The sequence below is a fragment of the Paraclostridium sp. AKS73 genome, from assembly GCF_025671395.1.
GTDB classification, from domain to species: domain Bacteria; phylum Bacillota; class Clostridia; order Peptostreptococcales; family Peptostreptococcaceae; genus Paraclostridium; species Paraclostridium benzoelyticum.
In genome coordinates, this window is sequence record NZ_JAIXHU010000026.1 from 1 (window position 1) to 14,745 (window position 14,745).

Sequence of the window (14,745 nt, forward strand, 5' to 3'; positions counted from 1 at the left end):
AAAAATTATATATAATAATATATATATTAAATGGGTAAACTTTTTAATATTTTGTTACATTATAGATATTAATTGCAGATAAAAAAGGAGTGTGTATATATATGCGCAGATATAACTTTAAAGAAATCAATGATGTTTATGGAAAAATTAGCCCTTTTGAATTTAAAGATAAGTTAATCAAGCTTGCTAAGTTCAGAGCTATGGAAAGCGGAAGAAGAGTTTTAGATGCTGGTCGTGGTAATCCTAACTGGACAGCAGCAACACCTCGTGAAGCATTTTTTACATTTGGACAGTTTGCCGTTAACGAAACTCGTAGAACTTGGAACGAAGGTGATTTAGCTGGTATGCCAAAAAAAGAAGGAATCGCTACTCGTTTTTATCAATATATTTATGACAATTTAAATATGCCTGGAGCTAGTTTAGCTAAGAATATTGTTGATTATGGAATAGAAGAATTTGACTTTGATCCAGACTCTTGGGTATTTGAATTAGCTGATGCAATAATAGGTGATAACTATCCATCTCCTGATAGAATACTTGTTCATATAGAGCAAATAGTTACTAAGTATTTAATAAAAGAAATGAAATATGATACTAAAAAGGGTGGACCTTTAAGTATATTTGCGGTAGAAGGTGCAACAGCTGCTATGTGTTATATATTCGATTCTTTAATGGCTAATGAGTTATTAAGAAAAGGCGATAAAATAGCTATCATGACTCCTATATTTACACCTTATTTAGAAATCCCACATTTACCAAGGTACAATTTTGATGTAGTTTTCGTAAATGCTGATGAAATAGATGAAAGTAATAATCACACTTGGCAATATTCTAAAAAAGAATTAGAAAAACTTTGTGATAAATCTATAAAAGCTTTATTCATAGTTAATCCTAACAACCCAGCATCTATAGCACTAGATGAAAATAGTTGTAATAATTTAGTAGATGTAGTTACAAACCATCATCCTAACTTAATGATAATATCTGACGATGTTTATGGAACTTTTGTACCTGGATTTAAATCTTTAATGGCTAGCTTACCTTATAACACTATAGGCGCTTATTCATTCTCTAAATACTTTGGTGTTACTGGCTGGCGTTTAGGTACTTTAGCTTTACATGAAAATAATGTATTTGAAAAACTTATAAATGAATTACCTGATGATTTAAAAGCATCTGTAAATAAACGTTATAGCGATATGAGTTTAAACCCAGATAAAATATCATTTATGGACAGAATAGTTGCAGATAGTAGGATGGTTGCGCTTAACCATACTGCTGGTTTATCAACTCCTCAACAAGTTCAAATGGCATTTTTCTCAGCATTCGCTTTAATAGATAAAGATGATAACTATAAAAGCGTCAATATATCTATATGTAAACGTAGACAAAAGCTTTTCTATGATGCATTAGGAGTAGATTTAATTGAAAACGAAAATGATGCTTCTTATTATGTAATATTCGATATAATGAAGTGGGCTACAAATAACTACGGTGAAGATTTTGCTAATTTTATAAAAGACAATTATAAGCCTGCAGATATGTTGTTTAAGTTAGCTAATAATTACTCTATAGTTTTACTAAGTGGACATGGATTCTTTGGACCTGAGTGGTCTGTCAGGGTTTCATTAGCAAACTTAGATGACGAATCTTACACATTCATAGGAAATTCAATAAAAGAAGTATTAAGTTTTATGTATATACATGGAAAAAAATAAATAACATAAAAAGACTTCTAAATTAGAAGCTTTTTTAATGTTATTTATTTTTATTATTTAATCTTTCTTCCCATAAAGTTGCATTTTTTATGCCAAGTTTTATTGGGTTAAAGTCAATTTTTTCTCTAGGTATTCCAAGTTTCTTTTGCTCTTCATAATCTTTTAGTGCTATAAGTGCTGGTTTTGAAATTATTAATATTGCAATTATATTTATCCAGGCCATAAGTCCTACGCCTATATCCCCTAAAGTCCAGGCTACTGTAGATGTTTTAACACATCCATAATATGTTGATGCTAATATAGCTACTTTTAATATATTTATCAATATCTTTTTAGTGCTTTCATTATTATTCAAAATTCGCTTTGATAAATAAGCTAAGTTAACTTCTGAAATATAGTAATATGCCATAAGTGTCGTAAATGCAAAGAAGAAAAGAGCTACAGCAACAAATGCTGATCCAAATCCAGGTATCAATGTATCTACCGCACTTTGTGTAAATGCAGGCCCAACTTCAACACCATGTAAATTTTGAACAATCAATTGATTACTTGCGCCATATACATTGTATTTACCTGTCATTAATAACATAAATCCAGTAGCTGAACAAACAAACAATGTATCTACATATACAGAAAATGCTTGAACAAACCCTTGTTTAGCAGGATGAGATACTTCTGCAGCTGCAGCTGCTTGTGGACCTGTACCTTGCCCAGCTTCATTAGAATATACTCCACGCTTTACTCCCCAAGCTATAGTAGAACCTAAAATACCTGCGAATGCCTGCTCTGTTCCAAATGCTGATTTAAATATTAAAGATACAACTTCTGGTAATTTTTCAATATTTATAGCTATAATAACTAATGCCATTAATATATATGCTAAACCCATAAATGGTACTATAAGTTCTGCAAAAGAGCTGATTCTTTTAATTCCACCAAATATAATTAATCCAAGTAGTATTATAATCACTAATCCAGATATAGACTTACTTATCCCAAATGCATTTTCTATTCCCGCTGAAATTGAATTTGATTGTACACCTGGAAGAAAAATTCCCATAGCAATTAAAGTTGCTACTGCAAATAATATAGCATACCATTTAACACCCATACCTTTTTCAATATAGTATGCAGGTCCACCTCTATACTCACCGTTATCTTCTTCTTTGTAAATCTGAGCTAATGTAGATTCCACAAATGCCGATCCAGCTCCTAAAAATGCAATAGCCCACATCCAAAATAAAGCTCCTGGACCTCCCATAGCAATAGCTGTAGCAACACCTGCTATATTTCCAGTACCTATCCTTCCTGCAAGTGATGTACAAAGCGCTTGAAATGACGATATACCTTTATCAGATTTTTCACCCTTTGCTAAAAGTACTACCATGTCATTTAAGTGTCTAACCTGTAAGAATCTTGTTCTTAACGAGAAATACAATCCTGTTCCTAAGCATAATGCAATAAGTGCATTACTCCATAAAACGTTGTTGATGGAATTTATTATACTTTCCATAAGCCCTCCTATATATTTTAGAAATTTTTAATTTCTTATATAGAATATATTCAGACTTATGAATTTGTTTCCATTTTTTCTTTCATTTTATATAGTTTATTAATTAACTATCGTCTCAGGCTGTACCTTATTTGGTATCTACCAATTTTACATTCACCACATTTTAATCTCTCTGTTATTTCACTTTTATTCTTACCAAAAAAATTCGCACAGTCGTCTAATGACTTAAACACATCTATAACTTCATTTTTTTTATCTACAAGCTCAATTTTTTTCTTACCCCCACGACGAATTATTTTGCCATATTTTTTATAATAATCATCATATTCATCATCCATTATTTCAAATTTATAGTGCATATGAACTGGTTCTATTTTTTCGCTACATAGAATTTCTTCTCTTTTTTCTTCATCCATATCAGGATTCCATAATTCATTATGTAAAAAATTAAATATTTCAACTATATTTTTATCTCCCATAGATTTATTGCTTACATCTAATTTAAGCTTTTTACTTAAAAAGTTTACAGCTTCTCCAAAAAATCAGTATATCCATATTCTAAGTTTTCTTTTATGTATTGAATTGGAACACCTAATGATTTACTACACTCTTTATAACTTTCAAATATACTTTCATCATTTGTGTAAACATCTATAGCTTTTATTCTTTTTTCTCTTTGTATCTTTATTGATTTTACGTATTGTTTTTCTTCTTCCGGAATTTCTACTGTAATATTTTCTTCTTTAGTTATATTTATATTATCTTCACAGTTCATTTGTTTTTTACAGTAACTTGTTCGTCTGATTGTATATTCCAAACTTCTTCATTTTTTATTTCAACTACTTCTTCAGTCGTATTATTTTCTAATTCTTCGATATTTAAAGTTGTATCTACATCTTCATTTATTTCTAAGCTTTGAGAATCAATTCCATCAATCTTTTCTTCTAGGCTATCTTTAACTTCAACTTCTTCTGTAGATATTTTTTCTTCTTTAGTAACTTTTATAAAATTTAATAATTTCTTGAACAATACTTGTACCTCCCATGTCTTTTGTATCTTTAATTAGCTTTAGTACTATTATAGTATACTAAATATTTGTTTATTTATATATAAAAATATACTCATTGTCAAAATAAGTATATTTATATATAAATAAATGCACCTACTAAATTAATAGCAGGTGCATTTTTTATAATATAGCTAAAATATTAGCTTGCTTTTCTATTATTATCACTATTCTTTACATGTTTCTTTTCATATCTACTATATAAGAAGAATCCAAATACTCCGAATATTACTGGTCCAGCTATCATAGTTAATGTTTTACTTAATCCTGCTGGTGAAGATAATGTTGGTTCTATTATAGTGAATACGTTAGCAAATCCAACTAATATACCTATTATTACAGCAAAAGTTGTTGCCATTCCTACACTCTTATAAACTACGAATGCTTTGTCAACTTTACCTTCTAATTGCTTTTTCTTAAATGCAGGGAATGCACTTGATAAGAATAAGTAAGGTATTGTCATTGCAACATTAGTCATAAGTACTAGTAAAGCGAAGAACTCACTTGCACTCTTACCTCCAAATGATACTAAAAGTATCATAGCTACAACTATTATAGCTTGAACTTTCATAGCATTTATAGGCATTCCGTCTTTTATTTCTCCTAATTTACCAGGCCATACTTGCTTTGGTGCCCCTTCTATAAGAGTCTTTAATGGAGAGTAAGTTAATGTGAAGAATGCTCCTGATAATGCTAAGAACATTGATAATCCAACGAATCTAGCAACCCAAGCACCCATAGTTAATGCTACTGATTGACTAGTTCCAAATGCTATACCTAATTGATATCCTAAGTTTTGCATTAATACATAAGCAACGTTAGCCATATTTACATCACTTGATGATAATATATCACTCCAGTTAGTAAATGTACCACAAGCAAATATACCTATTGCATATCCTACAGATATTACTATAGCTGCTAAAGTAAGACCTTTAGGGAAAGTTTTTTCAGCATTTTCAGTTTGGTCAACTAATCCACCTAAAACTTCTAATCCTCCAAATGCAAATATTGCAAATGTTAAGAATGATAATACAGTTACAGGTGTTTGATAAGCTGGGTTTGGAGAGTTTGTAAACGCTTTAACAACATTTGTTACAGGCTCTGCAAATTGTCCTTTGTTCATTATTACAACTAAAACCCCACCTACTAATAAAACTATATTTAATAATGCAACTGCTGTACCACCTATAGAAGTAACCTTAGTTATCTTCTCTATACCTTTAGTTGATACATAAGTAACTAATATTATCCATAATGCTCCAAGTATTCCTAGTGTTTGAACTGAACTTAATCCAAATAAAGACCAGTTAGCTGTAGCATCATATCCAAATATTGCGTTTGATAGTGGAACCCATAAAGTTGATGCAACGTTTACCATCCATACAATATAAGATGCATACCACATAAATGTTCCTACGAATGCATATTTAGGTCCTACAGATTTTTCCATCCATGAATACATACCACCTGATTCTTTTTTGAATGCAGATCCGTATTCAGCCATCATAAATGCATACGGTATAAAGAATAAAATTGCACTTAATAAATACCAAGGTATTGCTGCGTATCCCATTAGGAAAAACGCTCTCGGCATGTTAGCAAACCCAAATACAGATGTGAATATCATAAGTACTAGGGGCACTAATGTTAATTTTTTAGCATTGTTAGTATTTCCTGCCATTTGTTTTCCTCCTCATGAAGTATAATAATACTGTTTACATCAAAGGTTATTTTGTTAGATTTCTATCTATTTAAATGTTTAACCTTTTCCGCTTTACATATAATATCATAATTCTACAAACTTTCCAATACTTTTTAACTTAAATTGAATTTTCAGATTTTATTAACTTTATTTAACAAAACCTACATTTTACCTTATATAAATACCTATTTTTTATTTTTAATATTATTTATTATTTCCTCTATATTCTTAATTATTTATATGTATAATTTTTCATTTTTTATTTTAAAATAACTTTAAAATTTAATTTTAAAGTTTGATTTTAAAATAAAAAAATAGAGGTTAAAACCTCTATTTTCTACACGCTTAAATCTATTTTCATTCCTATAGAATCTTTATATTCGCTTATAGCTGGATTTATTACATCCTCAACAAACTCAACAACTTGTTTTGGAGCTCTCCCTACGAAGTTTTTAGGATCCATTATTGATAAAATTTCTTCTTTTGACATTTTAAATGTATCGCAATCTAAAAGAATTAACTCTAACAAGTTATTATCTTTTCCTTCTTGCTTTACTCTTTTGGCAGCTTGCATTGAGTACTCTCTTATAACTTCATGTAATTCTTGTCTATCTCCACCTCTTTTTACAGCCTCCATAAGAATAGTCTCTGTAGCCATAAAAGGTAATTCTTCATTTATATGCTTATTTATTATACTTTCATAAACAACAAGACCATTAGTTACATTTATACCGATTTCAAGTATAGCATCTACTGCCATAAAAGCTTGAGGTATAGCTAATCTTTTGTTTGCAGAGTCATCTAAACTTCTTTCTAACCATTGAGTAGCTTGTACTAATGCAGGACTTAAAGATTCCCCTATAACAAACTTAGATAATGAAGCTATTCTCTCACTTCTCATAGGATTCCTTTTATATGCCATTGCAGACGATCCGATTTGATTTTTTTCAAATGGTTCTTCTAACTCTTTTAAACTTTGTAAAAGTCTTATATCATTAGTCATCTTATGCATACTTTGAGCTATTCCTGATAAAATAGATATAACTTGGTAGTCTAATTTTCTAGTATATGTTTGTCCGCTTACTGCATATGATGCTTTATAACCCATCTTATCACATACAAGTTTATCCAGTTCTTTTACTTTTTCATCATCACCTTCAAATAGACTTAAGAAACTAGCCTGTGTTCCAGTTGTTCCTTTTACACCTCTAAGCTTCATATTTTCTATTCTAAAGTTTAAATCTTCTAAATCTATTAATAAATCTTGAGCCCAAAGACATGCTCTTTTTCCTACTGTTGTAAGTTGAGCTGCTTGGAAATGAGTAAATCCTAAAGTTGGTATATCTTTATTCTCTAAAGCAAACTCTTTTAAATTATTTATTAAGTTTACTAATTTTATTCTTATAAGTTTTAATGCTTCATTCATTTGAATTACATCAGTGTTGTCTCCAACATATGCACTAGTTGCTCCTAAATGTATTATTCCTTTAGCACTATCACATTGTAATCCATAAGCTTTTACATGACTCATAACATCATGCCTTACTTCTTTTTCTATTTTTCTAGCTTCATCAAAATTTATATTATTTATATTAGCTTTTAATTCATTTATTTGTTCATCTGTTATATTAAGCCCTAACTCTTTTTCTGATTCAGCTAATGCAACCCAAAGTTTTCTCCATGTAGAAAATTTGCATTGTGGAGAAAATATATAACTCATATCTTTACTGCAATATCTATCTATTAATGGATTTGCATATGTACTATATTTATTTTCCATTCTATTTAGCACCTTCCTTGTGTCTTTATATTATTATTATAATTTTAATTATATATAATTAAACGAACAATAACAAGTTATTTTTTATTTATGTTCATTTTGTCACTCGATATAATATAATCGATACTCTCACTATCTACAAAGTTAAGTACATATTTATATCTTATTGCATAGTATTTGTCACTCCAACCAAGTTGATTTTTCACTTCTTCCTCTCCAGCACCAAGTCTTAAACTTATAGCTGCAAATGAATGTCTAAAATCTTTTGCTGAATAATTACTAAGCCCTGCCATATCTAAAGCTTTTTTCACAATTATTCTTACATTTCTATCTGTTATAGAATTTCTTTGTTGGCTAGTGAACACAAAATCTTCTGTTGGCATTATGCAAGACGGCAGTCCTTGATATATTCTATATTCTTCTATTTTAGAAAAGCAATGTGGATGTAGCTTTACAACCCTTTCCTTTCTGCCTTTTCCTAATCTTACATATGCATTGTTATTTTCATCAACCATCAAGTCTTTCCACTTTAAATTTACTAATTCATTTAATAAACATCCAGTGGTTATAAGAAATACCATTATTAATCTATCTCTCATGTTTAATCTAGGCAACGTATCTATAATTTGGTTTATTTCTTGAATGCTAAGTACGTCATCCTTAGTTTTTATTCTACTTACTTTTGGTTTTTTAACTAGCTTAAAAGGGTTAATTTCTATGTACTCTTCATTTTTCATGTAATTATAAAAACTATGTAAGTAACTATATATTTTTTCTGATGTAGATTTTGCATAGTTATCTTTTACAAACTCTATAAACCCACTACAATCTTCTTTAGTTACGCTTACTAAGTCTTTATTATTTACATATTTTTTAAATAATATAACTTTGCTTAAATAGTCATGCTTGGTTGCTGGATTATGCTTTTTTGAAAATCCTTTAAAGATTTCATACTCATATTCATTTAAAATTATATTTTCTTCCATACTTAGTCCCCCTGTCTTTTTATAGTTATTAACTTTCTAACTTATTTTTAAATACCTTTTAAAATATTGAATATATTTATTAATATTGGTATACTTTAACGTATGGTAAAATTAGTTTAAATTAGGAGGTAGTTAAAATTGTTAGAAATTTTTAAAGCCATTATACTTGGTATAGTTCAAGGTATAACTGAGTGGCTGCCTGTAAGTAGTACAGGTCATCTTATATTAGTTGAACAATTCGTTAAATTTGATTTATCACAGGTGTTTGTAAGCACATTTATGGTTGTAATCCAATTAGGTTCTATACTTGCTGTATTAACACTATATTTTAAAAAATTAAATCCTTTAGATTCTTCTAAAACAGAAAAAGAGAAAAAGGATACAATTAACTTATGGATTAAGGTTATTATAGCAGTAATTCCATCCGGAATACTAGGTGTTTTATTTGATGATGCTATAGACTCATTATTTTTCAACCCTACAACAGTTTCAATAACTCTTATAGTTTATGGGGTTATAATGATATTAATTGAGAACAGAAATAAAAAACCTAAAGTTAATGATTTTTCACAGCTTACATATAAATTAGCTCTAGGAATAGGACTATTCCAATGTTTAGCTTTAATCCCAGGTACTTCAAGATCTGGATCAACTATTATAGGTGCTGCATTATTAGGTGCATCTAGATATGTAGCTGCTGAGTTTTCATTCTTCTTAGCAATACCTACAATGTTTGGTGCAAGTGCACTTAAACTTTATAAAACTGGTGCTGCCTTCTCTGGATTTGAATGGTTAGTATTAGGTGCAGGATTTGTAACAGCATTTATAGTTTCTGTATTTGCTATTAAATTCTTAATGGATTATATCAAGAAACATGACTTCAAGGCATTTGGTTACTATAGAATAGTACTTGGTGTAATAGTATTTGCATACTTTACATTTTTAATATAAATAAAAGAAGCACTATGTGCTTCTTTTATTTTTTTGACTCTACTAATAACCTTATTATGTCACTTGCACCTTCATTAAAAGTAGTTATAATACTTAAGTAATCTGTAGCTCTATTTATAGCAAGATATACTTTATTTAGATCTCCTACAAAGTCATTCACTTGATAATCTTGATTTATATCATTAATACTATGGTTATATAGCATTTCTAATTCACAAAATATAATAGCTTTATATTCTAAATTTTTTATAGTATAGATATTTGCTATCGTAACTCCCGCTTTTTTTGCTACATTAGTTAATTCATCGTCCCCATATATATATGGTATTTCATTTTCTTCCAAATCTTTTTTAACATATATTGAAAATATATAGTTTTCCCATTTTTTAACTTTTTCTTATTAAAAGGATATACAATTGCTATATCAGAATAACTAAGTCCCTTTTGTGTAGTTAAATACTCAATTTCCCATATTACAGAACTTATTTGTTCTTCTATATCCGAAACTTTTATTATATCTACAGCCTTATTACTCTTTCTAATATAGTTTGATAAATAATACATATTATTTGCAACCTTAGGTCTTATACTCTTTATATAATCATTTGAATTTTTATCAAAATTATTTACAAACTCAACTAAATTATTACTTTGTCTATAGTTATCATTTAATTGTATTGTATCATTAAACTGTATATGGTCCCAAGAGTTTTTAAATATACTTAAATTACTAAATATATTTAGCCCTTTGCACTCAAATGCATTAAATATATACTTAGATTTATACAGGAAGCTTCTTATGAAATCAATCTGTTCAGGTTCGAAGCATTCAATTTCATCTATAAATATTCCTTTAAACATACTTTTATTTTTTATAGTATTTTTAGCTTGTAAAACAAGGTTTTTATATACCTTATCAGGAGTATTTTTTAGCATATTGTAATCAAACACCAAGTTGTATGCTTTTGCTAATTTAAATAAGAAAGATGTAAATGTATGAATTTCTATATTATTATTGTCTTTATATAAAATATCCAATCTTTCTTTTAGCTCATTTCTAAGTTGTTTTGTATAAGTGAATATTACAAATTTATGGTGTGGGTATATTCTAGCTAATTTTATAGCTTTAGCTAATAATATAGTAGTTTTCCCACATCCAGATGCTCCTTTGTATAAGGTGTCTCCATATTTAACCGAAGCTACTTTCTCAACTTGATTTCTTTCTAGCATAGTAGCTGTATAGCTATAATCTTCATTTGAAAAAGATATTTTCTTTAGATTTTTATTTAAATTAAGATTATTATTTATCACGTAATATTCAGGGCAAATTTGTAACATGAATAAATTAAGTAAAATTTCATCATTTGGATTTCCTAAATATTCATCTATGCTAATTTCATAGTTCATTATTTTGTATAGCTTCTCTTTATCTATTATATTATTTTCTACAAAGTCATTATCTCCATTATCATATATAGATACGTGGGGCATTATAAATATGTAGTTATATTCAATATCATTACCTATTTTGCTCATTTGCTTTCTTAAAAGATCATATTCTTCTTCCATTACCTCTAACAATTCATCTTCTAAGAGCATAAATAAATCTTCTGTTGTATCCATAAACTTTATAAACAAAACTCTTTTATCTTTTATATATAGAAGATCTGTATTTATTCCTTTAAAAGGAGTCACCTTTGGCACTACATTAGCTTCCTCTTTCATACTTTGATAAAAAACCTTTTCAAATTCTTTTATCTTTAATGCATCTAGCTCGGAATTTATATTTATGTACTGGCTCAATTTCTCATCCCCCTCATTTTATATAATTATATCATTTTAAATAGTTTTTTGCTATATTGATATATTTAATATATTATTTCCATTTATTATTTCCATGAAACATCCTTATTACTCTTTTTTTATAATAATTTTCTTAAACGTAAAAATAGGTAGCTATTTAAAGTACCTATTTTTTATGATTTATAGTGGCTTTCTAACCATATATTCATTTTTCTTCTTATTTCATTTTTCTTTACTTCTTCAAAGTCAGCATCATTTATACTATAACTTTGAACTAATTTGTCTACATTAGGAGGATACTCTAAGAAATTTCCATTTTTATTTTCAAATCCAATACTCATTATATCGTAATTATCTTCATTTTTATTCACAACAACTCCATATTCAACATCTTCATTTTTATTGCAATTTGATATTTTAACATATTGATTTCTAGCAAGAGTATTTAACATATCATTTCTCCTTTCATTTTTCTTTATTATTATTATCATTTTATAATTTTTTATTATATAGATTTATAAACTTCTTCCTTTACCGGAGTCCATTAAATTTATTAAGCTCTCTGGGTATGGATTAAATATAGTTTGACTTAAAATTTTTTCGTCTTCAAATCTAGCTGCATATATTTTTACGTTATTTAAGGCTGTATTCAATGGTATTTTACCTTTGCTATACTTAACTATATTATCAACAAATACTTCCTTTTCTTTTAAAGATAAATATTCTTCATATTTATTGTATATATCTAAAATAGTTTGAATATTTTTTTTTGTATTTCTATTTTTATTTAAAAGTTGAAATAACGTATTTTGATAATCTTTATATTCTTCATTTTTACACATAGTATCTAAATGGCTAAAAATTTTAACATCATAATTTTTTAATAGCAACTCATTATTTTCATGAAATTTTTTTATATCACTTTTTTCACTTTTAAAATTATTTATCATAAATAATTTAGTTAAAAACTCATCTCTTATTGAGTAATTTTTAAGTCTACCTTCATTTTCTATAGGTAAGTAACCATGCGAATTCAATATTTCCTCCGCAAAAAAACCATTACTTCCATTAGTTAATGTTGATTGCCCACTTTTATGATATACTTTAACATCTTTTATCCCACATGAAGGTGATTTGCTCTTTAATATACATCCATCAATATCATCCAATTTAGAAATGTAATTTTGAGAAAAATTTTTCATCTGTTTAGTATAATCTTTATTGCTTTTCGGTTGAATAAGTTTTTTTTCATTATTATAGTCAATAATTCTTATAGCTTCTCTAGGAGTAGAAAGACCTATTTCAACCTCAGGACATACTGCACAAAATTCAACATAATCTTTTAAAGAGTCTATAAACTTGCTGCTTGCTCCTTGACCATTATATCTACAATTTTCAAATCCTAAACATTTACTGATTAATAACTTTGGACGTCTCATAATTATATCTCCTATTATGTTTATAAATTTTAATATTAGTATTTTAATCTTATTTAAAGTAAATTATTCTTATTATTTCAATTCAAAAAATCAAAAAAGCGAATATATCAAATGATATATTCGCTTAAATTATTTTCTTATTTAGCGTATTCTATTGCTCTTGTTTCTCTTATTATGCTAACTTTGATTTGTCCAGGATACTCTAATTCATCCTCTATTCTCTTAGTCATATCTCTTGCTAATAAATGTATATCTTCATCGTTTACATTTTCTGGTTTAACCATTATTCTGATTTCTCTACCAGCTTGTATTGCAAACGATTTATCTACACCCTCATATGAATTAGCTATTTCTTCTAATTTCTCTAAACGTTTAATGTATGCTTCTAATGTTTCACGTCTAGCACCAGGTCTTGCAGCTGATATAGCATCTGCAGCTGTAACTAGTACAGCTTCTATAGTTTGTGGCTCATAATCTCCATGATGAGTACTCATAGCATGTATAACATCTTTAGATTCTTTGTATCTTCTAAGTAAGTCCATACCTATCTCAACATGAGTTCCTTCCATTTCATGATCAACTGCCTTACCTATATCATGAAGTAATCCAGCTCTCTTAGCTAATTTTACGTCTGCTCCTATTTCAGCAGCCATTATACCAGCTATATGAGCTACTTCTATAGAATGTCTTAAAACATTTTGTCCATAGCTTGTTCTATAGTTAAGTCTACCTAAAAGTCTTACTAATTCTGGATGTAATCCATGAACCCCTGTTTCAAAAGTAGCTTGTTCTCCAAACTCTTTGATTATATTATCAACTTCTTTTCTAGCTTTCTCAACCATTTCTTCAATTCTTGCAGGATGTATTCTTCCATCTGCGATAAGCTTTTCAAGTGCAATTCTTGCAACTTCTCTTCTTATAGGGTCAAATCCAGATAATATTACTGCTTCTGGAGTATCATCTATTATTAAATCTATTCCAGTAAGAGTTTCTAATGTTCTAATATTTCTACCTTCTCTACCTATAATTCTTCCCTTCATTTCATCGTTAGGAAGGTTAACCACTGTTACAGTAGTTTCTGCCACATGATCGGCTGCGCATTTTTGTATAGCATATCCTATTATTTCTCTAGACTTCTTATCTGCTTCATCTTTAGCTTGAGATTCTATTTCCTTTATCATTATAGACATCTCTCTTCTTACTTCTCTTTCAGCATTAGTTAATATTATTTCTTTTGCTTGGTCTGAAGTTATTCCAGATATGCTTTCTAATTTTTCTAATTGTTGAACTTTAATAGCTTCAACGTTTTCTTCTTTTTTCTCAATCTTTTTAAGTTTATCATTAAGAACCGTTTCTTTATTCTCTAGAGCTTGAAGTTTTTTATCTAAAACCTCTTCCTTTTGAATTATTCTTCTTTCAAACTTTTGAACTTCAATTCTTCTTTCTTTGTTTTCTTTCTCTGCTTCATTTCTCCATTTATGGATCTCTTCTTTTGCTTCTAATAGTTTTTCTTTTTGTAAAGTTTCTGCATCTTTGTTTGCTTTATCTATTATATCATCGGCCATCTTTTCAGCTTGGCCAATCTTAGCTTCAGATATGTTTTTTCTTACAAAATAACCAACTATAATACCCACAAATATTCCCAATAAAGCGCCTATTATTGCCTCTACTATGACATCCACCTCCTTTGTTAAATAAACCGTTAACTACAGTATTTATAACATCTATTTTTATAAACTAAATAAGAATATTTTATTCTTATTTAATTTTATAATTTTTTCAAT

The 14,745-nt window shown here is 28.3% G+C and carries 14 protein-coding genes; 2 read left to right on the forward strand and 12 right to left on the reverse strand.

Annotated elements, in window-relative coordinates:
• The first annotated feature begins 101 nt into the window (after positions 1–101).
• Positions 102–1,718: an aspartate 4-decarboxylase gene (gene aspD / locus LEQ07_RS13480; protein WP_332843187.1), complete on the forward strand. Its 1,617-nt coding sequence runs from the start codon at positions 102–104 to the stop codon at positions 1,716–1,718.
• Between the two features lie 40 nt (positions 1,719–1,758).
• On the opposite strand, the gene LEQ07_RS13485 is transcribed toward aspD, so the two are convergent.
• The 7 genes from LEQ07_RS13485 to LEQ07_RS13515 form a co-directional block, all read right to left on the reverse strand.
• Positions 1,759–3,231: an alanine/glycine:cation symporter family protein gene (locus tag LEQ07_RS13485; protein ID WP_046823056.1), complete on the reverse strand. Its 1,473-nt coding sequence runs from the start codon at positions 3,229–3,231 to the stop codon at positions 1,759–1,761.
• A gap of 107 nt (positions 3,232–3,338) precedes the next feature.
• Positions 3,339–3,710, reverse strand: coding sequence for a hypothetical protein (locus LEQ07_RS13490; RefSeq protein WP_263331095.1), 372 nt, complete (start codon positions 3,708–3,710; stop codon positions 3,339–3,341).
• 44 nt (positions 3,711–3,754) lie between these two features.
• The gene (locus tag LEQ07_RS13495; RefSeq protein ID WP_263331097.1) at positions 3,755–4,006 is read right to left on the reverse strand and encodes a hypothetical protein; all 252 of its coding nucleotides are present in this window, start codon (positions 4,004–4,006) and stop codon (positions 3,755–3,757) included.
• The gene (locus tag LEQ07_RS13500) at positions 4,003–4,260 is read right to left on the reverse strand and encodes a hypothetical protein (protein ID WP_263331099.1); all 258 of its coding nucleotides are present in this window, start codon (positions 4,258–4,260) and stop codon (positions 4,003–4,005) included. The genes LEQ07_RS13495 and LEQ07_RS13500 overlap by 4 nt, the downstream gene beginning before the upstream one ends.
• Before the next feature lie 179 nt (positions 4,261–4,439).
• Positions 4,440–5,981, reverse strand: coding sequence for a glutamate/gamma-aminobutyrate family transporter YjeM (yjeM, locus tag LEQ07_RS13505; protein ID WP_046822656.1), 1,542 nt, complete (start codon positions 5,979–5,981; stop codon positions 4,440–4,442).
• Between the two features lie 358 nt (positions 5,982–6,339).
• A complete protein-coding gene (gene purB / locus LEQ07_RS13510; protein WP_046821867.1) occupies positions 6,340–7,782 on the reverse strand; it encodes an adenylosuccinate lyase in 1,443 nt (480 codons plus the stop codon).
• 77 nt (positions 7,783–7,859) lie between these two features.
• Positions 7,860–8,768: a tyrosine-type recombinase/integrase gene (locus tag LEQ07_RS13515; protein ID WP_263331100.1), complete on the reverse strand. Its 909-nt coding sequence runs from the start codon at positions 8,766–8,768 to the stop codon at positions 7,860–7,862.
• A gap of 138 nt (positions 8,769–8,906) precedes the next feature.
• On the opposite strand from LEQ07_RS13515, the gene LEQ07_RS13520 reads away from it, so the two are divergent.
• On the forward strand, positions 8,907–9,719 hold the full coding sequence (locus LEQ07_RS13520) for an undecaprenyl-diphosphate phosphatase (protein ID WP_046821869.1): 813 nt from the start codon (positions 8,907–8,909) through the stop codon (positions 9,717–9,719).
• A 25-nt stretch (positions 9,720–9,744) separates the two neighbouring features.
• Here LEQ07_RS13520 and LEQ07_RS13525 read toward each other — a convergent pair whose 3' ends face one another.
• The 5 genes from LEQ07_RS13525 to rny all read right to left on the reverse strand — a co-directional run bounded on the left by LEQ07_RS13525 (position 9,745) and on the right by rny (position 14,634).
• Positions 9,745–10,062, reverse strand: coding sequence for a hypothetical protein (locus tag LEQ07_RS13525; RefSeq protein WP_263331101.1), 318 nt, complete (start codon positions 10,060–10,062; stop codon positions 9,745–9,747).
• Positions 10,017–11,522: a UvrD-helicase domain-containing protein gene (locus LEQ07_RS13530; protein ID WP_263331102.1), complete on the reverse strand. Its 1,506-nt coding sequence runs from the start codon at positions 11,520–11,522 to the stop codon at positions 10,017–10,019. Before LEQ07_RS13530 ends, LEQ07_RS13525 begins: the two co-directional genes overlap by 46 nt.
• A gap of 173 nt (positions 11,523–11,695) precedes the next feature.
• The gene (locus LEQ07_RS13535) at positions 11,696–11,974 is read right to left on the reverse strand and encodes a hypothetical protein (protein WP_046821871.1); all 279 of its coding nucleotides are present in this window, start codon (positions 11,972–11,974) and stop codon (positions 11,696–11,698) included.
• Between the two features lie 63 nt (positions 11,975–12,037).
• Complete coding sequence (locus tag LEQ07_RS13540) at positions 12,038–12,961, reverse strand: DUF523 and DUF1722 domain-containing protein (protein WP_263331103.1); 924 nt, start codon at positions 12,959–12,961, stop codon at positions 12,038–12,040.
• Positions 12,962–13,098: 137 nt separating this feature from the next.
• Positions 13,099–14,634 carry a ribonuclease Y gene (gene rny / locus LEQ07_RS13545; RefSeq protein ID WP_408633639.1) on the reverse strand — a complete coding sequence of 512 codons (1,536 nt, stop codon included), beginning with the start codon at positions 14,632–14,634 and terminating at the stop codon, positions 13,099–13,101.
• Between the last annotated feature and the right edge of the window lie 111 nt (positions 14,635–14,745).